13 protein-coding genes and 3 pseudogenes are annotated in these 21,756 nt (G+C 57.0%); 8 read left to right on the forward strand and 8 right to left on the reverse strand.

The window, feature by feature from the left end:
- Positions 1-127 precede the first annotated feature (127 nt).
- The 4 genes from CKW19_RS01225 to CKW19_RS01240 all read left to right on the forward strand — a co-directional run bounded on the left by CKW19_RS01225 (position 128) and on the right by CKW19_RS01240 (position 3,612).
- The gene (locus CKW19_RS01225; RefSeq protein ID WP_095056190.1) at positions 128-1,213 is read left to right on the forward strand and encodes a hypothetical protein; all 1,086 of its coding nucleotides are present in this window, start codon (positions 128-130) and stop codon (positions 1,211-1,213) included.
- A gap of 242 nt (positions 1,214-1,455) precedes the next feature.
- Positions 1,456-2,280 carry an alpha/beta fold hydrolase gene (locus CKW19_RS01230; RefSeq protein WP_095056191.1) on the forward strand — a complete coding sequence of 275 codons (825 nt, stop codon included), beginning with the start codon at positions 1,456-1,458 and terminating at the stop codon, positions 2,278-2,280.
- A 60-nt stretch (positions 2,281-2,340) separates the two neighbouring features.
- A complete protein-coding gene (locus tag CKW19_RS01235; protein WP_095056192.1) occupies positions 2,341-2,841 on the forward strand; it encodes a hypothetical protein in 501 nt (166 codons plus the stop codon).
- Between the two features lie 333 nt (positions 2,842-3,174).
- Positions 3,175-3,612, forward strand: a complete 438-nt coding sequence (locus tag CKW19_RS01240) for a hypothetical protein (RefSeq protein ID WP_256580277.1) — start codon at positions 3,175-3,177, stop codon at positions 3,610-3,612.
- Positions 3,613-3,900: 288 nt separating this feature from the next.
- On the opposite strand, the gene CKW19_RS01245 is transcribed toward CKW19_RS01240, so the two are convergent.
- The gene (locus CKW19_RS01245; RefSeq protein WP_095056193.1) at positions 3,901-4,350 is read right to left on the reverse strand and encodes a GNAT family acetyltransferase; all 450 of its coding nucleotides are present in this window, start codon (positions 4,348-4,350) and stop codon (positions 3,901-3,903) included.
- Between the two features lie 265 nt (positions 4,351-4,615).
- On the opposite strand from CKW19_RS01245, the pseudogene CKW19_RS29385 reads away from it, so the two are divergent.
- A pseudogene (locus tag CKW19_RS29385) lies at positions 4,616-4,811 on the forward strand (transposase domain-containing protein); the annotation flags it as partial.
- Positions 4,812-5,011: 200 nt separating this feature from the next.
- On the opposite strand, the gene CKW19_RS01250 reads toward CKW19_RS29385, so the two are convergent.
- The 3 genes and pseudogenes from CKW19_RS01250 to CKW19_RS01265 all read right to left on the reverse strand — a co-directional run bounded on the left by CKW19_RS01250 (position 5,012) and on the right by CKW19_RS01265 (position 10,039).
- On the reverse strand, positions 5,012-6,025 hold the full coding sequence (locus CKW19_RS01250) for an ABC transporter substrate-binding protein (RefSeq protein ID WP_095056194.1): 1,014 nt from the start codon (positions 6,023-6,025) through the stop codon (positions 5,012-5,014).
- Positions 6,026-6,045: 20 nt separating this feature from the next.
- Entirely contained in the window at positions 6,046-8,862 is a 2,817-nt protein-coding gene (locus CKW19_RS01255) for an MFS transporter (RefSeq protein WP_095056195.1), read from the reverse strand.
- Between the two features lie 556 nt (positions 8,863-9,418).
- Positions 9,419-10,039, reverse strand: a pseudogene (locus CKW19_RS01265) (tyrosine-type recombinase/integrase).
- Between the two features lie 339 nt (positions 10,040-10,378).
- On the opposite strand from CKW19_RS01265, the gene CKW19_RS28895 reads away from it, so the two are divergent.
- The gene (locus CKW19_RS28895; RefSeq protein ID WP_095056196.1) at positions 10,379-19,450 is read left to right on the forward strand and encodes an autotransporter-associated beta strand repeat-containing protein; all 9,072 of its coding nucleotides are present in this window, start codon (positions 10,379-10,381) and stop codon (positions 19,448-19,450) included.
- An 80-nt stretch (positions 19,451-19,530) separates the two neighbouring features.
- On the opposite strand, the pseudogene CKW19_RS28935 reads toward CKW19_RS28895, so the two are convergent.
- From CKW19_RS28935 to CKW19_RS28800, 3 genes and pseudogenes are all read right to left on the reverse strand, one after another.
- Positions 19,531-19,629, reverse strand: a pseudogene (locus CKW19_RS28935) (integrase); the annotation flags it as partial.
- 112 nt (positions 19,630-19,741) lie between these two features.
- Complete coding sequence (locus CKW19_RS28940; protein WP_256580278.1) at positions 19,742-20,155, reverse strand: hypothetical protein; 414 nt, start codon at positions 20,153-20,155, stop codon at positions 19,742-19,744.
- A 6-nt stretch (positions 20,156-20,161) separates the two neighbouring features.
- Positions 20,162-20,542, reverse strand: coding sequence for a hypothetical protein (locus CKW19_RS28800; protein WP_177408757.1), 381 nt, complete (start codon positions 20,540-20,542; stop codon positions 20,162-20,164).
- A gap of 20 nt (positions 20,543-20,562) precedes the next feature.
- Between CKW19_RS28800 and CKW19_RS28805 the strand changes: the two genes are divergently transcribed.
- Entirely contained in the window at positions 20,563-20,718 is a 156-nt protein-coding gene (locus CKW19_RS28805) for a DNA-binding protein (protein WP_177408758.1), read from the forward strand.
- A 90-nt stretch (positions 20,719-20,808) separates the two neighbouring features.
- Here CKW19_RS28805 and CKW19_RS28945 read toward each other — a convergent pair whose 3' ends face one another.
- Positions 20,809-20,943, reverse strand: coding sequence for a hypothetical protein (locus CKW19_RS28945; RefSeq protein WP_256580279.1), 135 nt, complete (start codon positions 20,941-20,943; stop codon positions 20,809-20,811).
- Positions 20,944-21,496: 553 nt separating this feature from the next.
- On the opposite strand from CKW19_RS28945, the gene CKW19_RS29335 reads away from it, so the two are divergent.
- Positions 21,497-21,739 carry a BPSL0761 family protein gene (locus CKW19_RS29335; protein WP_305883109.1) on the forward strand — a complete coding sequence of 81 codons (243 nt, stop codon included), beginning with the start codon at positions 21,497-21,499 and terminating at the stop codon, positions 21,737-21,739.
- Positions 21,740-21,756: the final 17 nt, after the last annotated feature.

The following is a 21,756-nucleotide window of genomic DNA, read 5'->3' on the forward strand; positions in this document are numbered from 1 at the left end:
CCCGCAACCTTACAACTTGCCGAAATTACGTAGTCAGAACCTGATCGATTTGCGCATGCTATGAGCGTAATAAGCCTGTCATCAACCGCACTTCATCGTCCGACTCACCGTAATGGGAGTGCCAGAAGTGAGCATAAAGCGTTGCGTGGCCGTGGTGTTCGCCTTGTTCCTGCTACCGGCCAGCTTGCCCAAAGCGGCGCCGCCGGACGTGGTATACGGGCAGGTGACACCTTTCGCCGAGCTGCCCGAAGGTGTCCGCAACCCCGAAGGCCTGGCGGTGAATCCAGTGACTGGCGAAGTCTATGGCGGCACGTTTGACGTACGTGCTCCCGCGACACTGCGCAACAACCAGCTGCTGCGCTACTCAAACAACGGCAAACTGCTGGCGCAACGCAGCTTTGGTCAGACGCCTCTCACTGGCGTCGAGTTCAAGGATGGCCAGATTTACGTCCTGAATTTTGGCGGATCGAAATTGCAGCGAATGCCCGCCAATTTCACCTCCACCACACCAGTAGAGGACCTGTTGTCGTTTGCTGCGCTGACGCCGCCAGCGGCGACGCCGCGCGTCGATAATCAGGATGGTAGCCAGGATGTGATCACCTATGGTTCCAAGGGGATGCCTGGTCCTAACGGCATGGTCTTCGACAAGCAGAACAATCTGTATATCTCTGACTCTTTTCAAGGCGCGATCTATCGCGTCGACAAGGCAACCTCCTGTGGGCCTTGCACCTTGCAAACCGTTGCCCGTGATTCGCTATTTGCCACTTCAGGCGCGCTGCCGTTTGGTGCCAATGGGTTGGCCTTCAATGCGGCCGAAACTGTGCTTTACATCAACAATGCCGGCGACGGTCGCGTATTACGCATGCCTATGCCTGGCGGGCCGGTGACCATTTTCGCCGAAAGCGTCTTCGGAGCCGATGGCCTGCTGTTTCACGACGGATATCTCTGGGTCGCGTCCAATCAATCAGACGCGATGGTCGCATTGGATGAACAGGGTCGGGTAAGGGCGCGTATCGGGCAATTCCTCGGCATCGGCCCGGACGGTGCGCCCAAAGGATTACTGTTTCCATCCGGCGGTGCCGTTCAGGGCAAACGAATGATCGTGGCTAACCTGGCGTTCCCTTTGACTTCAACGACCGGGGATGAGTGGGAAGAGGAGGTCACACGGTGGACCTTGGTGAGCTTCGAGATTCCGCGACTTAATACGCAGTGAAGTGTGAGTCCGGTCGCGAGCGATGCAGCGCGAAAATCAGCCATTCAAAAAGTCCTTGCCACTACCCGGCGGAGGAAATCATGACAAGTCGAAAATCCGCAATCGATGAAGCTCGACGCGCACTGATCAAGGGAGGCGCCGCATTGGCGGTCGGCTCATTGCTGCCTGGCTTCAGCCTGGCAGCCTCGCAATCCGCTACATCCGTTTCCCCCCAGAAAACCTCCTCGGGAGTGCATAAAACCATGAGTACCTTCACCACCAAAGACGGCGTAAAGATCTATTATAAGGATTGGGGCAAAGGACCAGTCGTGGTCTTTAGCCACGGCTGGCCGCTCGATGCAGACAGCTGGGAGTCCCAGATGTATCACCTGGCCGCCAACGGCTGTCGCTGCATCGCTCACGACCGGCGTGGTCATGGCCGTTCCAGCCAACCCTGGGATGGCAACGACATGGACCATTACGCGGATGACCTGGCTCAGTTGCTCGACCACCTTGACGTGAAGGATGCGACCCTGTTCGGTTTTTCTACGGGTGGGGGCGAAGTGGCGAGGTATATCGGGCGTCATGGGTCTAAGCGAGTGAAAAAGGCAGGGCTCATCTCAGCGGTGCCACCACTGATGGTTAAAACCGAGGCCAATCCCGGCGGCCTGCCCATTAAAGTCTTCGATGACATCCGCGCAGCCTTCCTAGCCGACAGGTCGCAGTTATTCATCGACATCCCGAGCGGCCCTTTCTTTGGCTACAACCGCCCTGGTGCGAAACCATCGCAAGGGGTCATCAACGCCTGGTGGATGCAAGGCATGTTGGGTGGGCACAAGAACACTTACGACAGTATTAAGGCTTTCTCGGAAACCGATTTCACACAAGATTTGAAAAAGTTCGACGTACCAACGCTGATTATCCACGGTGACGATGACCAGATCGTGCCTATCGATGCGGCAGGTCGCGCTTCAGCCAAACTGATCAAGAACAGCAAATTGATCGTCTACGAAGGCGCCCCTCATGGCATTACCGACACCCATAAAGAACGACTGAATGCCGACCTGTTGGCATTTGTTAAATCCTGAGTAGTACATAGCCGGAACGGCGCGTAGTCCCTTCGACGCGCTTTACCTGGAGGCATTCTTATGTTGGGTATGACACCTTTCGGCATGCTACATACATCCCTCGCCCTGATAGCGGTGGCAGGGGCAATTGTTACGCTCCTGAGTTATGGCGAAATCAGCTTTCGCACACGATCGGGGCGAATCTATGTGTGGTTCACCGTAGCAACCAGTATCACTGGGCTGTTTATCTTTCACCATGGAGGTTTTGGGGCTCCGCATGTCCTGTCGATCACAACACTAATCGTGTTGGCCATCGCTTATTTGGCAGAGACCCGCGCCAGCCAGCGTGGCCTTTCCAGGTACATTGCTGTTTTGGGTTACTCACTGACTTTCTTCTTCCACTTCATACCGGGCCTCACTGAAACGGGAACGAGAGTACCCGTGGCCCACCCAGTTTTTGCTGGCCCAGAAGACCCAACACTCAAGATGCTGGTCGTGGTTTGTTTCCTGATCTACCTGGCAGGCGCGGCCGTGCAAATTGTGAGTATCCGTAGGTCACACCGTCTAGCCGGTACCGTGTGACGCGGTTCGCTATGCCTCGCTTCGCATAGGCGGTGCGTGAGGTCAGGCTGGACCGTATACAAGCCATTAGTCCTTTAGAGCTGAGCGCTAAATTCACAAGGTTGGAGCTATCACCGAATGACACGGCGCTACTAAATACTAAATACTAAATACTAAATACTAAATACTAAATACTAAATACTAAATACTAAATACTGAATATGCTGGATAGCGAATCGAGGCGCGAAGGGAGTGGAGATGATCACCAAAATTGAACTGCTGGACGATCTACTTCAACGGAACCATGTGGCGTTAGGCCCGGACTTTTTGGCCTATCGAAATCACGTATAGCGCATGATCAATTTTTGCTCATTGCTAAGTCCGCTTACCGTGGTAGATCTTGAGAAAGTTGCTATCGCCGGCGCCTTCCATGACCTCGGTATCTGGACTCACAAGACATTCGACTATTTGGCACCGTCTGAAATCCTAGCCATGCATTTCCTTGAGAAAGCCGGTCTTCATGGCTGGTGCGAGGAGATCATCGCCATGATTCAAAGTCATCATAAGATCTTACGCAGCCAGGGCGACCCGCAAGGGCTGGTGGAGATTTTCAGAAAAGCTGATTGGGTGGACGTGACCCACGGTCTGCTCGCATTTGGCATCACGAAAACTCAGCGCCGGTTGGTGTTCGGTTATTTTCCAGACAAAGGCTTTCACCTTCGTCTTTTAAAATTGTCTTTGAACCGGCTGCTTACCCATCCGTTCAGTCCGCTCCCCATGATGCGGCTTTAGCTCCATTATGCTTCGACTTTTTTGGCCGGGAAGGAATTGCATCAACTACTATGCGATCGTATTCGACCCTATATAGCTGACGGTTGCGACAGGCAAAAATCGACCGATTCTGTTGAAAAAGTCGGTTTTCTCAAACAGCCAGAATACTGATCGGCGAAAGCATCTTTTTTGAAATCCGAGTCCGAATACCTCTGCGCCGATTCTAGATTTCAATCTCAGGCGCGTACTTTTCTGCCGTGAAAACCACGCTTGACTTTTTCAACAGAATCGAGCCAAAGCTGACGCTCATCAGGACTTCTCTTCAGGCCTCACTATATTCGACTCAATCTTCTTCCCCATGCTAATGCGTGGTTCGGTCGAATAGCCAAGAGATTCATAAAAGGCTTTGACACTTTCATTTGAGCTGACGATTTGCAGATTGATTTTCATGCACCCTCGCGCCGTCAACGCACCCTCTGCATGGCGGACTAGATTCATCCCTACGCCGTTTCTGCGGTGCGACGGGTGCACCGCCGACGAATACAACCATCCACGATGGCCGTCGTATCCAGCGAGAACGGTGCCAACAACTTCATTTCCTGACAGGGCAACAAAGAAAAGGCCGTCCGCTGCGGCCAGTTTTTTGTCGATAGCAAGGCTGGGAGTGTTATGCGCGGTTTCGTAACCGAATACGGTTTCCCAGAGCTCCATGACGCAACGGCGATGGTGTTCATTTGAGTAGTCGGTAATAGCATCCATGGTGTAGCCCTCACATTGAAGGGGCTGACGCTAGCGCTTTGGCGTAGGTAATGTCCACTGTCTCTTCTTGGCCGATTGTGTTGAAAAAGTCGGTACTTCCAAACTGCCCGCGTACTGGCTACTCAAAATGCCTTTTTTGCGCTCAGCTACGCGAAATCTGAGCCCGGAACCCTCTGCACAAAGTAAAGATTTCAATCTCAAGCGCTTACTTTTCTGCGGCGTAAACCATGGCCGACTTTTTCAACAGAATCGGCCGTATCCTACCTTTCGCGACTGGCAGAAATCGGCCACCCCAGCATCGCATCACCGTAAGGGATCCATGAACCCCGCATTCAAGGTCAACGGCCAGGAACCCTATACGTGGCTGACCCCACGTACTGGAGCGACTGCCACATGCGCAGTCGGTGGCCGACTACGAAGCGCTGCTGCCGTGGAACTGCTCACCGGAAATGCCACGGTAAACGAGAACCCCATCTTTCGGTAGGTGAGGATTATGGATCACGTACCGAAGAACAGGTCTGAACAAGGTCTGAAAGGGAACGGATCTATTTTCGTCCCCTGATGCACGGCTCGGTGGCCCGAACCGACGTTCTGCCAGCGGGTGAATTCCGCATCTGACTACAGAACCGAAACGGTGGTGTTTGACAACGGCAATGCGGCGCTAGTTTTCAACCTTTTCTACAAACTGCAGAAAATCCACCGGCGGATAGAGTTGAAGCTTTTTCGCGACCGCCATATTGACTATGTAGGCAAACTGATCGATCGCAAGCACAGGCAAGTCGCCTGGCTTTTTCCCCTCTACGACGATCCGGACGGCTTGCTTGGCAGCCAGTTTTCCGACGTCGAAATCGCGTGCAGCAACAGACATCAAAGCCTGGGACTCACTCACAAGGTGCTCGTAAGGGCTCAGTACCGCAATGCCATTTTCCACCGCGGACTCTGTGAAGATTTTTCCCTGCTTTTCCAAGAACGTACTTGAACCCAAATACACCCACTGAACCCCTTTGGCTTTCAATTGCGCCATATTAGAAGCAATCGACTCGGCCGTCGGTGTGCCATCAACTCCCTTATCAAGAGGTAAGGCATCGAACTTGATCTTGAGTTGATCGGTGAGGGACTGCATTTCCGCAACCTTGCTCACGGAATTGGGCTCACTGGTATCGAAGATCATGCCCAGGTGACTGAAGCCGGGCATATACCGTTGAATGCTTTTTATGTTTACTGCTTCTGGCACGCGATTACGAGTCCCGGTGACGTTAGGTCTTCCTGTGTTTTCATAGCTTTGAATGATGTGGGTGCCAACCGGATCGGCAACCACGGTAAAAATAACCGGGATATCAACCAAAAATCCGGGGTCATGATCATTGAGAGTGCCGATCATCCCTAGCGTTGCTTTAGTGCCCCAGGTAATCACGGCATCGACATTCAAAGCGCGGGCCTCTGCTGCAAACGCAGGCAATTTGCTTTTGTCTTGAGAGGCATCACGAACAAGAATTTCAGCATCGATATTGTTCTCTGCGATGTATTCCTTTACTCCTTTACAAACGTCTTCGCAGCCTAGCCAAGCCACCATCATGATCGTCTTCTTTCCGGCTGCATTCACGAGCGGAGGCGCAACTGCCCCCACAAAGCTCATAAGCAGTAGCGCCGTAAACACTCTTCTATAGCCAGTCATAAATGTTCCCTTCAATTGTTTTAGTTATTACGACTTGGGGTTGATGCTGACAGGTATAGAAGCGCTCCGGACAGCACGAGGATTGCGATGGTGTAAATGGCCCCGACATAGCCAATGTAATCGGCAGCAGTGGCAATGCATACAAGCGCCACAATGCTTGCGCTCCGTTCGATGATGCGCGCGGCAGCAATCGCAGAATTGGTGCCCAAATGGGCCAGCGAAGTTTCGGCAACATCCATGACCATTGCAGTCTGGGGACCTCGTACCAAGCCATGGCCAACTCCCGCGCCAATCATCGCGAACCCCATCATCCCTATGCTTGGCCAGGTGGCGGCAACAAGCAACGAGGTACCTCCTATAAAAGAACCCGGAATCACAATGTTGCGGGCACTAACGCCACGTTCGGCCAGTTTTCCGTACAGCGAGCCGGAAATAATGATCATCAAGAAATAGATCATGAGTAATCGACCAATGTCCGCTGCGCTGGCGCCAAGCGACTCCATTAGTAGTGAGAGCAAATACGAGATGAACACCATATCCAAAATTGCCTGAGGCGCGATGATGCCAAATGCAAGGCTTGCAAAACGCGGATTTCGAAAAGTCGCGAAGACATCCTTACTTGATCGCCTCGGTCTATCTGTCTTGCGGCTGTCAACGTGGCGCTGGTGGGGAAGTTGCCAATAGATGAGTGCTCCGGAAACCAGAATCAGCGCGGCACTAATGACAAATACCGCAGAATATCCGAGCCGATCGGCGAGGATGCCACCTAGCGCAGAGCCAGCAAAAATACCGCCAAACATAGCCGCGGAGAATAAACCTAACGAGCGTGCACGCTCGTCCTTGTGCGCTACGTCCAGTACGTAATCCTGGCAGGCCAAATACGCAAATGCATATCCCGCGCCGCACATCAGGTTAAAAAAAGTGATCGCCGGGACATTTCCGGCAACGCACATACCGAGCTTTGCGATGACCGTCGCTGCGGCGGCCACCAGGAAAAGTCTGCGGTGGCCGAAACGTTCTGAAAGTGGACGAACAAACGGTGTCACGGTCAGCACCGCAATAAGGTAAGCCGTAAGCGGCAGACTGGTGACCGCACCCTCGCTCAACCAAGGTATCGGATTGTGTGCAGACTTGACGAATATGGAAAAAAAGGACGTCTCCATTTCATCGGCGGCGGCGAATAGAAATAATGCGAGACGCACATCGATAAGGCTGCAAAAACGAATCCAGCGTGGGCCAATATCGTGAAGGCCGAACGCTTTGCCGATTGAATTCAAATCGGCGGTTTCAGCCAAGGGGGGGGTGCCATTCACGGCAGCCAGCCGTGCACGATGAAACATGGCATGGAGAGCTTTTGCACGCTCGGAGAGGCAGGTACTCACCTGATCGACCACATCCCTGCTCAAAGAAGCTATGCACGTCGAAAAATTTCCTGCGGCTTGTAGCGCAACAATGTAGTGAAGCCTGTTCAGAGGTGCCGTGAGAGACACACTCATCATGACCGCAATTAATTCAAGTGCCAGTAGCACTATCACGACAACAATCACACCAAGATCCAGAGCGACACTTTTGAACAGCTCTGCGATATAAGCTGAATTGGATTGCGTTGTGACGGCTCCAACGACCTTGCCATTGAGATAAATCGGAAGTTTATGGGTATTGCTCAGAGCACGGTTGAGGGTGCTTGCGGTGTGTTGATCTTCTCCTACTTCAATGATTGGGTAGTCAGTGGACACGCCGAAGTAAGAAATTTCCGGAAACTCAGCGAGGAGGTGTCGGAAGTATTCGGTCCCGCCCACCATGCTTTCAATCGGCACACCTGCGTTGACGGTGCGCTGCATGGTTGCATCGGCTATCGTGCCGATGAGTTGGGTACGTTTGACAAGCTCTGGATGAAAGGATTGATCGACGCTTATATACGCCACCACGCCCAGCAACAGTGCCGGGCCGATCACCAAGGCAGCCGCCCAGGGCAAGATTTGGCGTGCGGCGTTTCGATCGAGCACGGTTTGCGGTATTGCGATCAACTGAGTATTGAGTAATTCCGGATTTGAAAAGGGTGACGCTGGCGTTATGGTCTCTGCAGCGCAATAGCCCATCTCCTTCATTGCAGCCTTGTACTGCTTCGATGCGCCAATGAGATCGTTGTGAAGTGTGATGACTTCCTGTGTCAAAAAGCCATAGTCTTCTCCTGTAGAGTTCTTGTTTGAAACATCTGACTGTGCCGCAGACGCTTCGTTTGAGGTGTCCTTGAGTCCCGCCTGCAGGGAAATGAGGCCGCCGATAGCGCCAAGTAATTTCAACCTGAACAACAGAAAGGAAAGAGCAGAAAAGATCGCCAGCAAGGCAACGGAGGCCAGTGTGATGTCTTTGCGAATGTGTGCCGATCGGTCTTGCAGCTCCTTTTTTGGATAAATCGCAACGACGCTGCCAAGTAGAGTGCCCGATTCATTCACTATGGATCGCCCACTGGCCACCGAATTAGTGTCTTCAAGGTCCCACTTGCCATCCTTATTCAATACCTGCGCATGCGACAGTTCATCTGCAAGTTCGCTGTCAAGCGTCTCACCGGTTGACTTAATAATATCCCCGGATGCGCTCAATAATTCGATGCCGGAAATATTAGGATCCGTTTCCCTGGCGCGACTGAGCAGGCCTTCAGAGTTGCGCACTGATGTGAGTGGAAGCCCCATGGCCGCCACATCACGAAACGGTGCGGCAGTTGCCTCGGCCACAACAGATAGTCTTTGGCGTGTCAAATGTGAAAGCATGGCGTCGTGCTGGAGAACTACCAATACCGCCAGGACGGTAAGTACCGTTGCAATTGTGACGGTCAATGCGATCCAACACCTAAGATGCAAGCTGAGGTTTCGCACTACCTTCACACTCCCCTAGCAGGCCTTTCAAAAAACGCACTACCAGCCTGACAAACTTCAAAAACGATCAGGTGATACACAGCCTAGCAGTAACTGGGCGCCGAGCTTTTCCCGACCGTTCAGTATCCCAAGCCAGCGCCTGATGGCGATTGCGCGCAGGACACTTCTGCGTGTCGATTTCTTGGTTCATCGTTCGTTTTCTGGTAACCAAATTTTGCTACGGATCGCGTTATGGCTTAGCTGATTGGTGAATCGCCCCGCATTTTCTAGATACAAACGACTGACTGCTTTTGGCCGATTCTGTTGAAAAAGTCGAGCGTGGTTTTCACGGCAGAAAAGTACGCGTCTGAGATTGAAATCTAGAATCGGCGCAGAGGTATTCGGACTCGGATTTCACGTAGCAGCGTACAAAAAAGATGCTTTCGCCGATCAGTATTCTGGCAGTTTGAGAAAACCGATTTTTTCAACAGAATCGGCCGGATAGCGACGGTCTGTCGTGGACCGTCGCAGTGGATGGTCAGACTTCCGTCTGCTCTGCCATTTCCAGGGCATCATCGACCTCGATGCCCAAGTACCTGACGGTGCTTTCAATCTTCGTATGTCCCAGCAAGAGTTGAACTGCTCTCAGATTCTTTGTCCTGCGATAAATCAACGATGCCTTGGTTCGCCGTAGCGTGTGAGTGCCGTACATTGTTGGGTCAAGGCCAATGGCGGTCACCCACGCTTTGACTATTCGAGCGTACTGTCTGGTGGAGAGATGGTTTGAGTCGTGCAAACGGCTCGGGAACAAGAAATCCTCGCTGTGCAAGTAAGCTTGATGCATCCAAGCCTCCAGAACCGTTCGGGTTTGCTCAGTGATTTCAAATTGCACTGGGTGGTGGGTTTTCTGCTGCATCACGATGGACCGTGACTACACATGTTCCCCATGGGCTATGTCTCGGACTCGCAGCTTAGTTAAGTCACAGACACGCAGTTTGCTGTCGATAGCCAAGTTGAAGAGCGCCAGATCCCGTGTCTTCTCAGCAAGCTGAAGTCTTACGCGGATGGCCCAGATATCTCTGACTCGGAGCGGCGCCTTTTGCCGGACGGCCTTTCCCTTGTTCCAAGGCTGATGGCGATATGTAGCAATTGAGTTCATGGCTTGTCCTCCAGGTTGAGGGAGGACAAGGGTGGAACAGTCACGGTGCGTGGTGGTCGCTTTGGCTGCTTTCTGCCTGTCGCGTAGGGAGAGACCGGATTCAGGTCAACACCGTTGCAGTGCCTGTGACAGATCGGAGATTTTCAATGCTCCTGCCCAGCGGTGAGGCGGTATTCCTAGCCTTCGAAATCAGAAAGCGCTCTATCTCGGGTTGTTGCTGCCAGAACCCGCAAAACAAAAAAAACAGTTGGATAAATGGCTAAGCGCCATCATTATTCGCCTTCAGCCCCGGGCCCTTCCATCGGGAATACTTTTTCAAACTACGAGGATGTGATCGCAATGAATCATGTATTTTCATTGGTATGGAACGCCTCGTTGGGTTGCTGGGCGGTCACTCACGAATTCAGCAAGCGTTGCCGCAAAGGCTCGCGGCGTACAGGCAAGTTGGCATTGGCCGCAATGCTGCTCGGCACAGGGTTCAGTTCGACTGCCTTTGCAACCTGCAGCACCGCCGGGTCGACGGTCACTTGCACCGGTGTACCGAGCCTGCCGCTGTTTCTCAACAACTTCTCCAGCGCCACCAATGGCCTGACGGTCAACGTCAACAGCGGGGCGCAGATGAACGCCACCCTCGGTGGCCATGTGATGGACCTGACCGGGGTCAACATCAGCCTGAACAACTCCGGCACCATCGACCCGGCGCTACTCGGCCTGGTGTCGGTGTTGAGCGGTGGCGCGTTTATCGGCACCGGTGCCTCCAGCACCGTCAGCGTCCTCAACAACGCCTCCGGGATCATCCGCGGAACGGGCATGTTGCTCGGGCTCAACCTAACCAGCATCGATGGCCTGGGCATCGCGGTGAACAACGCGGCGACCGGCACCACTAGCATCACCAACAACGGCACCATCACCTCAACCGGGCTTTTGGGGAGCGGCATTACTCTGGCCGATACCCCGGTGGTCGGGGTCTACGGCGGCTCGCAGGTCAACATGACCAACAGCAGCACCGGCGTCATCAACGGCCGGATCGCGTTCGAGACGTCGGCGGCGGGCAACACTTTCACCAACGCCGGTGCGATTACGGGCGGTGTGTCGATGGGGGCGAACAGTACCAACACCTTCACGGCGGTGACGGGCTCTTCTGTGCAGGTCGGCGACGGCACTCAGGTCTCGGAAGGCCTCGGCGGTCTGATCGGCATCAACCTGACCTTCGCCCCGACCGGCACCGTCGATGGCGGTGCCGGCGGCACCAACAGCCTGATTCTGCAAAACCCGATCGGCGTCGGCGGCGGCACTACGGGGGTAGGCACGGCGTCCAGCTCCACTTACGTCAACTTCAACAACCTGACCATCAACAGCGGCACCTGGACCTTGCAGGGGCCACTGGTCAGCGGCGCGACCACGCTCAACGGCGGTATCGCCCAGTTCAACAACAACGCCACGTTTGGCAGCGGTGTGGTCACCTCCAACGGCGGGATCCTGCAGGCGAGCAGCGCCGGGTTGAACATCAGCAACCTGATTTCGCTCGGCGCCGGCGGTGTCACGGTGCAAGGCTCCAATGACACGACGCTGAGCGGGGTGATTTCCGGCAGCGGTGGCCTGACCAAGATCGGTTCCAGTCAGTTGAACCTCAGCGCTGCCAACATCTATCTGGGCAACACAACGCTCAATGGAGGCACGGTAAAGGTCGGCAACAATCAGGCTTTCAGTACCGGTAACTTGTTGGTAGCGGGCGCGAGCACCCTCAACAGCAGCTCGGCCGAGACCCTGAACAACAACGTCATTCTTAATGCCAACCTCACCGCCGGCGGCGCCAACGCGCTGACCCTCGGCGGCGTGATCAGTGGCGGCAACGGCCTGATCAAGAGCGGCGCGTCGAGCCTGACCCTCAAAGGCAATAACACCTACACCGGCACCACGGCTCTGACCGCCGGTTCACTGGTCGTCGGCTCCAACACCGCACTCGGCACCGGCGCACTGAACGCGTCGAACGGCACCTCGCTGGATGCCAACACCGCGGCAACCCTGACCAACAACGTCAACCTCGCCGGCACGCTGACCCTGGGCGGCACCAATGCGCTGACCCTCGGCGGTTCGGTCGCCGGCATCGGTGGGCTGGTCAAGAACGGCGCTGCCAACCTGACCCTCAACGGCGCCAACACCTATTTCGGCAACACCGCGCTGAACAGCGGCAAACTGATTGTCGGCAGCAACACCGCGCTGGGCAGCGGTACGTTGAACGCGGCGGCAGAGACCACGCTCGACGCCAACACCGCCATCAGCCTGAACAATGCGGTGGCATTGGCCGGTGCCTTGAACGTCGGCGGCACGGCGAATCTGACCCTGACCGGTCTGGTCAGCGGCGCTGGGAGTCTGGTGAAAAACGGTGCGGCCAATCTGATTCTCAACGCCGCCAACAACTACCTTGGCGGCACCACGCTGAACACCGGCACCCTGACTGTCGGCAACAGTTCGGCTCTGGGTACCGGAGCACTGACCGTCGCTGGCGCCGCGACGCTGGACAGCAATTCGCCGCTGGTCACCCTCAGCAACGGCGTCGCCCTGAATGCCGCGCTGACCGTGGACGGCACACAGAACCTGACCCTCGGCGGCGTGACCAGCGGCACCGGTCAGTTGATCAAAAATGGCGCGGCCAATCTGACCCTCAACGGCAACAACACCTTCAGCGGCGGCACCACGCTCAATGCCGGCACCCTGACCCTCGGCAATGCCAACGGTTTGGGCAGCGGTGGATTGATCGTTGGCGGTGCAGCGACCCTGGATAACAGTGCTTCATTCGGTATCGGTAATGCGATCACGTTGAACGCCGGTCTGACCGTCGCGGGCAACAACGACTTGAGCCTCAACGGCATCATCGACGGTGCTGGCAGCCTGACAAAAAACGGTCTGGCGGACCTGACCCTGGCTGGCAACAACACCTTTACCGGTGCGCTGAACATCGTTTCCGGCAGCGTCACCACACTCAACACCAATGCGCTGGGCGCGACTTCCGGCGTCAACATCAGCGCCGGTGCCGGCCTCAATCTGGGCAGAGATGCCAGTCTGGGCGCGTTGAGCGGCAGCGGCAGCGTGCAGCTCACTGGCAGCAACACCCTGACCGTGGGGCTCGCCAACAGCACCAGCACGTTCGACGGTGACCTCAGTGGCAGTGGCGGCCTGACCAAAGTCGGCACCGGCACGCTGAATCTGACCGGGATCAACGGCATCACCGGCAACTCCGCGATCAATGGCGGCACCGTGGATCTCAGCGGTTCGCTGGCGAGCGCGCAGGTCAGCGTCAACACCGGCGGTACCCTGACGGGTACCGGTTCGGCGCTCGGTACCGTCAACGTCAACAACGGCGGGCATCTGGGCTTGTCGTCGGGCAACCAATTGTCTGCCAGTGGGCTGACCCTTGCGGCCGGCAGCAGCGTTGACGTGGTGCTAGGGACACCGTCCACTACGTCGCTGATGAACGTCGGCGGCAACCTCACCCTCAACGGCAATCTCAACGTCACCGATGCCGGCGGTTTCGGTGTCGGCGTGTATCGCCTGTTCAACTACACCGGTGCCTTGACCAATCTGGGCCTTGATGTCGCCAGCGCGCCCGTCGGCTACGGCCTCGGCGATCTGGTGGTGCAAACCGGGGTGGCCAATCAAATCAACATTCAAGTGTCTGCGCCGAACGTCAACATCCGTTACTGGGACGGCAGCCAGACGATTGCCAACGGCGTCGTCGATGGCGGCAGCGGCACCTGGAACGCGTCTGGTACCAACTGGACCGACGCCAACGGTTTGGTCAACCAGCCGTGGGCCGGCGACTTCGCGGTGTTCCAGGGCGCGGCGGGCACCGTGACGGTCAACGGCACGCAGCTGTTCAACGGCATGCAGTTCCTCACCGACGGCTACAACTTGGTCAACGGCGCGTCCGGGCAACTTACGGCGGTCAACGGCACGGGCGGAACCACGGCGGTGCGGGTCGATCCGGGCGTAACCGGCACCATTGGCGTGAACATCAATGGCGGCGGCATCCTCAACAAACTCGACGCTGGCACCTTGGTGCTCAACGGCGCCAACACCTACAGCGGCGGCACGCAACTGGATGGCGGCAAGATCATCGTCGGCAGCAACACCGCACTGGGCAGCGGCACGCTGACCGCCAATGCCGGTACGCAACTGGACAGCAACACGGCAGTGACCCTTGGCAACGCTGTGACGCTCAACGGTAATCTGACCGTGCTCGGCAGCAACGCACTGACCCTCAACGGGGGAATCGGCGGCACAGGTGGCGTGATCAAAAACGGCGCGGCGAACCTGTCACTCGGTGGCAACAACGCTTTCCTCGGCCCAGTGGCACTGAATGCCGGTGGACTGATTCTGGCGTCAAACTCGGCAGTGGGCTCTGGCACCCTGAACGCGGCGGGCGGCACCACGCTCGATGCGAGCACGCAGGTGTCGGTGAACAATGCGGTCAACCTAGCCGGCAACCTCGGCATTGGCGGCACGGCTGACCTGTCCTTCAACGGCACGGTCAACGGCGCCGGCAGCCTGACCAAGAACGGCGCGGCCAACCTGATCCTGAGCGGCAATAACAACTTCCTCGGCGGCATTTCCCTGAATGCGGGCACCCTGACCGCCGGTAGCAACTCGGCGCTGGGCCTGGGCAACCTCACCGTGGCAGGCGCTTCGGCGCTGGACAGCAACAGCGCGCTGAGCCTGGGCAACAACGTCGTGCTCAATGCCAACCTGAGCAACACCGGCAGCAACAACCTGACCCTCGCCGGTGTAGTCAGCGGCGCTGGCGGCCTGATCAAGAACGGCGCGTCGAACCTGACGCTCAACGGCATCAATACTTACAGCGGCGGCACCACGCTGAGCGCCGGCACAGTGACGCTCGGCACTGGCGCTTCACTGGGTTCCGGTGCGCTGACCGTCGCGGGCTCTTCGACCCTCGACAACTCCGCACCGCTGGTGCTCGCCAACAATGTCAACGTCAACGCGAATCTGGCCTTGGCCGGTAACAACAACCTGACCCTCGGCGGCGTGATTGCCGGGGCCGGTACGCTGACGAAAAACGGTCTGGCCGATGTGACACTGAGCGGCAACAACTCCTTCAGCGGCACCTTTGATGTGTTGTCCGGCAGCCTCACCACCCTCAGCGGTGCGGCGCTGGGCAACAACTCTACGGTCAACCTTGGCGGCGGCGCGGCGCTCAACCTTGCCGCCTCGGGAAGACTTGCCAGCCTCACCGGCAGCGGCACGGCGCTGATCGGTACGGGCAATACGCTGAGCCTGGGCGGGAACAACGTCAGCAGCACCTTCGCCGGCATCCTTAGCGGTGACGGCGGGCTGACCAAACTCGGCAGCGGCACCCAGACCCTGAGCGGCATCAGCGACCTGACCGGCGACACCCACGTCAACGCCGGCACCTTGCAGGTCAACGGGTCGCTGGACAGCGCCAATGTGCTGATCAACAGCGGCGGTACTCTGGGCGGTAGCGGGACACTCGGTGGCGCGGTAACCGTCACCGATGGCGGCCATTTGGCGCTGGCCAGCGGCAGTGCATTGTCGGTGGCTTCACTGGTGCTCAACGACAACTCCAGCCTGGATGTCGGCCTCGGCGTGCCGGTCGTTGGCGGCGGCAGTGCGCTGCTGAACGTCGGCGGCAACCTGACCCTCGATGGCAATCTCAACGTCAGTGATATCGGCGGTTTCGGCAGTGGCGTGTACCGGGTCATCAACTACTCCGGCGGCCTCACCGACAACGGCCTGCTGATCGGCAGCGTACCGGGCAGCGTGACCCCGGGTGATCTGCAACTGCAGACCAATATCGGCAACCAGATCAACCTGCTGGTCACCGCGCAGGGTGTCACCGTGCAGTTCTGGGACGGCGCGCAGCAGATCGCCGACGGCTCGATCAATGGCGGCAACGGCACCTGGGGCAGTGGCAATACCAACTGGACCACTGTCGACGGTACGCTCAATCTGCCGTGGGCCAACAGTTTCGCAGTGTTCCAGGGCACGGCTGGCAGCGTGACGGTCGACGGTACGCAAACCATCACCGGCCTGCAATTCGTCACTGATGGATACGGCCTGCAAAATGGCAGTGCCGGGGTGCTGAATCTGGTCAACGGTTCCCTTGGCAACACCACGGTGCGTGTTGACCCGAACACCACCGCAACCCTTGGCGTAGCACTTAACGGCAGTGGCACGCTGGGCAAGTACGACGCCGGCACGCTGGTACTCAACGCTGCCAGCGGCTACACCGGCGGCACTGTTCTGAACGGCGGAAAACTGGTGGTCGGCAACGACGCGGCGCTCGGTAGCGGGGCATTGACCGCCGCCGACGGCACTGTGCTAGACAGCAATTCCGCCGTGTCCCTCGGCAATGATGTGGTGCTCAACGGAGGATTGAATGTTGCCGGCTCCAATGCGTTGACCCTCAACGGCTTGGTTAGCGGCGCGGGCACTCTGAACAAGACTGGCGCAGCAAACCTGACCCTCAATGGCAGCAATAGCTATAGCGGCGGCACCGCGCTCAATGGCGGAACCTTGGTGTTGGGCAACAACACGGCGCTGGGGAGCGGTGCATTGCTCGCCGCCGGCGGCACAGCACTGGACAGCAACAGCGCCGTGACCCTCGCCAACGATGTGGCACTCAACGGTGCCTTGAACCTTGCCGGCAGCAACGCCTTGACGCTCGGCGGCGTGGTCAGCGGTGCTGGCAGCCTGATCAAGAATGGTGCCTCCAGCCTGACCCTCAACGGCAACAACAGCTACAGCGGCGGCACCGTGCTCAATGGTGGCACCCTGGTGCTGGGCAACAACGCCGCGCTGGGTAGCGGTGCATTGCTCGCCGCTGGCGGCACCACGCTGGACAGCAATACCGCCGTGACCCTCGCCAACGATGTGGCACTCAACGGTGGCTTGAACCTTGCCGGCAGCAACGCCTTGACGCTCGGCGGCGTGGTCAGCGGTACTGGCAGCCTGTTCAAGAATGGTGCCTCCAGCCTGACCCTCAACGGCAACAACAGCTACAGCGGCGGCACCGCCCTCAATGGTGGAACCCTGGTGCTGGGCAACAACGCGGCACTGGGGACCGGTGCATTGCTCGCCGCTGGCGGCACCACGCTGGACAGCAACAGCGCCGTGGCCCTAGCCAATAACCTGGTGCTCAACGGTGGCTTGAACCTTACCGGCTCTAACGCCTTGAGCCTCGGAGGGGTGGTCAGCGGTACTGGTAGCCTGATTAAGAATGGCGCCTCCAGCCTGACCCTTAACGGCAACAACAGCTACAGCGGCGGCACTGCCCTCAATGGTGGCACCCTGGTGCTGGGCAACAACGCCGCGCTTGGTAGCGGTGCATTGGTCGTCGCCAACGGCACTACGCTGGACAGCAGTAACACCGCCAACCTGGCCAACTCGGTCGACCTCAACGGCAGCCTGACTCTGGCCGGCAGCCATGACCTGACCCTCAGCGGCGTCATCAGTGGCAACGGCGACTTGAACAAGCAGGGTGCCAGCGAGCTGACCCTCAGCGGCAACAACACCTTCGGCGGGGCGCTGAACGTGCTTGATGGCTCCTTGAGCCTGATAGGTAATACCGCCTTGGGCAATGCCGACCTGAACGTGGCAAGTACCGCCTCGGTCAGCATCGGCGGGCTCAACAACCTCGACGCGCTCAGTGGTTCGGGTGTGCTGGCACTGGCAGCAGGCAGTACCCTGCAGGTCGGGGCAGCCGGGGCCAGCAGTGTCTATGAGGGCTCGATCAGCGGTGCTGGCCACCTGACCAAGGTCGGTACTGGCAAGCAGGTACTCAATGGCAATTCGACGATCGGCGGCGGCACCACCGTGGCAGGGGGCAGCCTGATCATCGGCGGTGCGGCGGGCTCCAGTGCCAGCCTTGCTAGTGATGTCGATGTCACACAGGGCGCCATGCTAGGGGGCCATGGCACCATCATCGGCGATGTCAGCCTGGCCAGCGGTGCGACGCTCAACCCGGGCAACTCCATCGGTACCTTGAAAGTCGACGGTAACCTCAGCTTAAACAGCGGCTCGACGCTGGTCATCGAAGCCGATCCGGACGGCCGTTCCGACCGGGTGATCGCCAGCGGGACCGTCTCTCTTGGCGGCGCGAACCTCAGTGTCCTGGCCGGCACCGGCACCTGGTCGCCGACTACCCAATACAACATCATTCAGGCGGCCAGCCTCAACGGCACATTTGGTAGCGTCAGCAGCAACCTGGCCTTCCTCACGCCGCAGGTGTCGTACGCAAGCAATGGCGCGACGCTATTGCTCAAGCGCAATGACGTCGCGTTCACTTCGGTCGCACAGACCTACAACCAGCGTGCCGTAGCCGGGTCTCTTGATGCCGCCGGCGCGGGTGGCGTGTATGACGCGGTCGCGGCGCTCAGCGCAGATCAAGCGCGCCTGGCTTACGACAGCGTGTCTGGCGAGATTCACGCCAGCACCCGCAGCGCGCTGTTCGATGACAGTCGCTATGTGCGTAATGCAATTGGCACACGTCTGCGCAGTGCCCAGGGCCAGGCGTTGAGCGAAGGCGTGCTGCATGTCGACGCTGACAGTGGCATGACCTTCTGGGTTCAGGGCTATGGCAGCTGGGGTGACAGCGACGGCAACCACAATGTCGCCGACCTCGACCACAACAGCCAGGGCGTGCTGCTGGGTATCGACATGCCGCTGAACGACACCTGGCGCGCGGGCCTGGCGGCGGGTTACGGCAACACTGACCTGGACGCCGATGCTCGCAACTCATCGGCCAAGGTCGACAGCACCTCGCTGACGGCTTACCTGGGCGGCCAGTGGGATGCCCTGCATTTGCGGGTAGGCGCCTCGCATGCCTGGAACGACATTGACAGCAGTCGCCATGTCCAGGTCGGTAGCCTGGGAGAGCACGTCAAGGCTGACTACGACGCCAGCACGTCACAGGTATTCGGTGAGCTGGGGTATGCGGTCCAGGCCGCTGATGTGACGCTGGAGCCATTTGTAGGCCTGGCCCACGTCGAAGTCGACAGCGACAGCTTTAGCGAACATGGCGGTATCACGGCGCTGAGCAGCGACAGCGAGAAGGAGCGAGCGACCTATTCCAGCCTCGGCCTGCGTGCCAGTACTCCTGCGGCTGTAGTGGCCGGAGTGCCATTGAGCGTGCAGAGCAGCCTGGCGTGGCAGCACGTGCTCGATGAGCCAACCGACAACAGCCGCCTGACCCTGGCGGGCTATGACAGCTTCAGCGTCAAGGGCGTGTCGGTTGCCCAGGACACCGCGCTGGTACAGTTCGGCGTCAGCGCCAAACTTGCCCCGCAAGCGAGCCTCGATCTGGGCTACTCCGGGCAGATCGGCGATGGCTATAGCGATCACGGTGTTCGTCTGGGGCTCAACATCTCGTTCTAAGTACCAAGCCTGCGCGGTGCAACGCCGCGCGGGCTTTCTCCCTCCAAACCTCTGGAAGCGTTCGGATCTACTCTGTGATCTTGCACAGGGAGTCGGGTTTTATGCTGCATTACGATAGCCCGTGACGACACATGTTTCCCATGGACTATGTCTCGCACTCGCGGCTTGATTAAGTCACAGGTGGGGCAGGCACAATGAGTGGAGGTCGCTATTCGACCCAGTGCTGCCGGTGGCGAAAGGCAGAAATCGGCCGATTCTGTTGAAAAAGTCTCTGAACTGCCCGCGTGCTGACTACCGAAAACGCCTTTTTTGCGCGCTGCTACGCGAAATCTGTCCCCAGCATCTTCTGATCAAAGTAAAGATTTCAATCTCAAGCGCGTACTTTTCTGTCGTCGAATCCATGGTCTGTTGGCGCTGATTGAAAACTGCCCCCCCGGCCAAGCGTTGTACCGCATTGACCCATCGCCGTACGAAGCAGACGTGGCTCGCGCCCGCGCCTCGTTTCAACAAACCCGTTCCCTCGCAGACCGCTATCGACAGCTGATCGGAGAAAGGGCCGTGAGCCGTCAAGAGTTCGAAGATGCGCAGGCGCGACAATTGACGGCGGAGGCTGATCTCAAGCAGTTGAATAGCGATGTAGACACCCGAGCGCATCTTGATCTCGATATTGCCTTTGATTTCCAAGGCGATCAGCTCTTCGCGCAACGATATTCAGTCAGTATCATCGACTGGACACCCTCCATCGGGATCGAGGGCTGCGTATGGGCCCAGAGACTCGTGTGGCAATGGTTCTCCATTTAGCGCAGCCATGATTTGGTCCAGCACCTCAACCTTGGCGTCAAGCATTCCGCAGACGTGGTAAAGATCGGCCAATACGCCGAGTAATGTTTCAACATCATGCTGATAACGAACTGGTGTCAGGGTTATCGTGCCGTCAGAGTGTATTTCCATGTTCAGCTTGTCACCGCCGGTCAACCCGATAGCCGCCAGAAGATCGTCAGGCAAATGTATGATCAGATCGCCAGTTCCATCATCAGTGTCTTGGCAGGTAACAATCCATCTGCCATTTTCAGAGAGTGGTGTCGGGTTCATTTTTTTCCCTAGGTGATCACATGACAGAGAAAATTACTGTTTTTGACCCAGTGGATTACTTGGATAGCTGGGAAATGGCAGAGGCCTTTTTGGCTGATGCGTATGAGACCGGTGACGCTGCTGGGATTACCGAGGCGATGGCGATTGTTGCTCGCGCTAAAATCCTTATCGATTAAGCTGAAGAAGCACAGAAGCCATCGTCATGTTCGTGACGGCGTTCTTCTCGCATGCAAGAAATTCGGCCTCACCAGGCTGACTCCCAGCACTTAGGGGGCGGGAATTTCTTGCTTGGCAAAGGCATCGATACCATCGACGTTGAAAAGGCTATGGTATTTGGACGGCTTCTGCAGACGTATAAGTTTGGCTCGGACCTCACCTTTGACAGTGCTGTTGATTTTCATCTTCGGATACCTTAGCGTGTTTAATGGGATTGTAGTGAAGCAACGCCTAACTGCAAATTAGGTCACCCTGTAGTGGGTGCTAGCGAAACTCGCTGAGGGCATCGCGCTATAATTGACTATAAAGTCCTCTTTGTGCCTGTCGAAGGGTAGCCTCTATTTCAGCTGCCCCCAAGTTACATTATGGTGAAAAGCATCGAGCAGATGCGCACCAGGAGAATCTTAGGTTCGCAAAATATCGATGGCGTTATCTCAGTCATGACTTCGTGATCGACGAGCCTCGGGATAATAGCGAAGCTCCGCCGCTGAATTTATCCATACCGTCCATTATGCGAGGATCATCAATTCAAAAAATGAAGCTTGCCGTAATGAAAATAAATCTTTCCTTTAAGGGCTAAAAATGGCCTTGAGGGCAAGAAATGTTCTCCTTACGGGTGCGAGATGAGCTTGATAAAGTTCCACCGTGGAACTTTGATCAAGACCTGCGAAATTTGGCGACCGCTTCTGGTTTCCTTGAATTTAACTGACGATCTCACTCATGGTGGATTACATGACGATGCCATTTGAACGGACCCGGTCCGTCGTACAAACTCACACTTTCCTGATGGAACTTGCTTGCGACACAGAAGTACCTGAACGAGTTAGAAAAAACGCTCACTTCCTTTTACGCCACTTTCCTACTAAACAGGATGTTCTACAGGCCGGCCGAATTGAAGAACAAGCGAAGAAATTAGGAATAGGTACATTTGGCCCCGTTTTTAGCTCTTCAACTGAACACCATCACGACAGCCAGCTCTGACAAAGCGGTCTGCCGCC

It is taken from the genome of Pseudomonas sp. Irchel s3f7, assembly GCF_900187615.1.
Lineage (GTDB): Bacteria > Pseudomonadota > Gammaproteobacteria > Pseudomonadales > Pseudomonadaceae > Aquipseudomonas.

What these genes read in the sequence shown, in the direction of transcription:
- CKW19_RS28800 (WP_177408757.1), bottom strand. Translation starts at nt 20,542, where the DNA reads ATGAACCCGACACCACTCTCTGAAAATGGCAGATGGATTGTTACCTGC.
- CKW19_RS01240 (WP_256580277.1), top strand. Translation starts at nt 3,175, where the DNA reads ATGATCAATTTTTGCTCATTGCTAAGTCCGCTTACCGTGGTAGATCTT.
- CKW19_RS28945 (WP_256580279.1), bottom strand. Translation starts at nt 20,943, where the DNA reads ATGAAAATCAACAGCACTGTCAAAGGTGAGGTCCGAGCCAAACTTATA.
- CKW19_RS29335 (WP_305883109.1), top strand. Translation starts at nt 21,497, where the DNA reads ATGCCATTTGAACGGACCCGGTCCGTCGTACAAACTCACACTTTCCTG.
- CKW19_RS28895 (WP_095056196.1), top strand. Translation starts at nt 10,379, where the DNA reads ATGAATCATGTATTTTCATTGGTATGGAACGCCTCGTTGGGTTGCTGG.
- CKW19_RS28805 (WP_177408758.1), top strand. Translation starts at nt 20,563, where the DNA reads ATGACAGAGAAAATTACTGTTTTTGACCCAGTGGATTACTTGGATAGC.
- CKW19_RS01245 (WP_095056193.1), bottom strand. Translation starts at nt 4,350, where the DNA reads ATGGATGCTATTACCGACTACTCAAATGAACACCATCGCCGTTGCGTC.
- CKW19_RS01230 (WP_095056191.1), top strand. Translation starts at nt 1,456, where the DNA reads ATGAGTACCTTCACCACCAAAGACGGCGTAAAGATCTATTATAAGGAT.
- CKW19_RS01250 (WP_095056194.1), bottom strand. Translation starts at nt 6,025, where the DNA reads ATGACTGGCTATAGAAGAGTGTTTACGGCGCTACTGCTTATGAGCTTT.
- CKW19_RS01235 (WP_095056192.1), top strand. Translation starts at nt 2,341, where the DNA reads ATGTTGGGTATGACACCTTTCGGCATGCTACATACATCCCTCGCCCTG.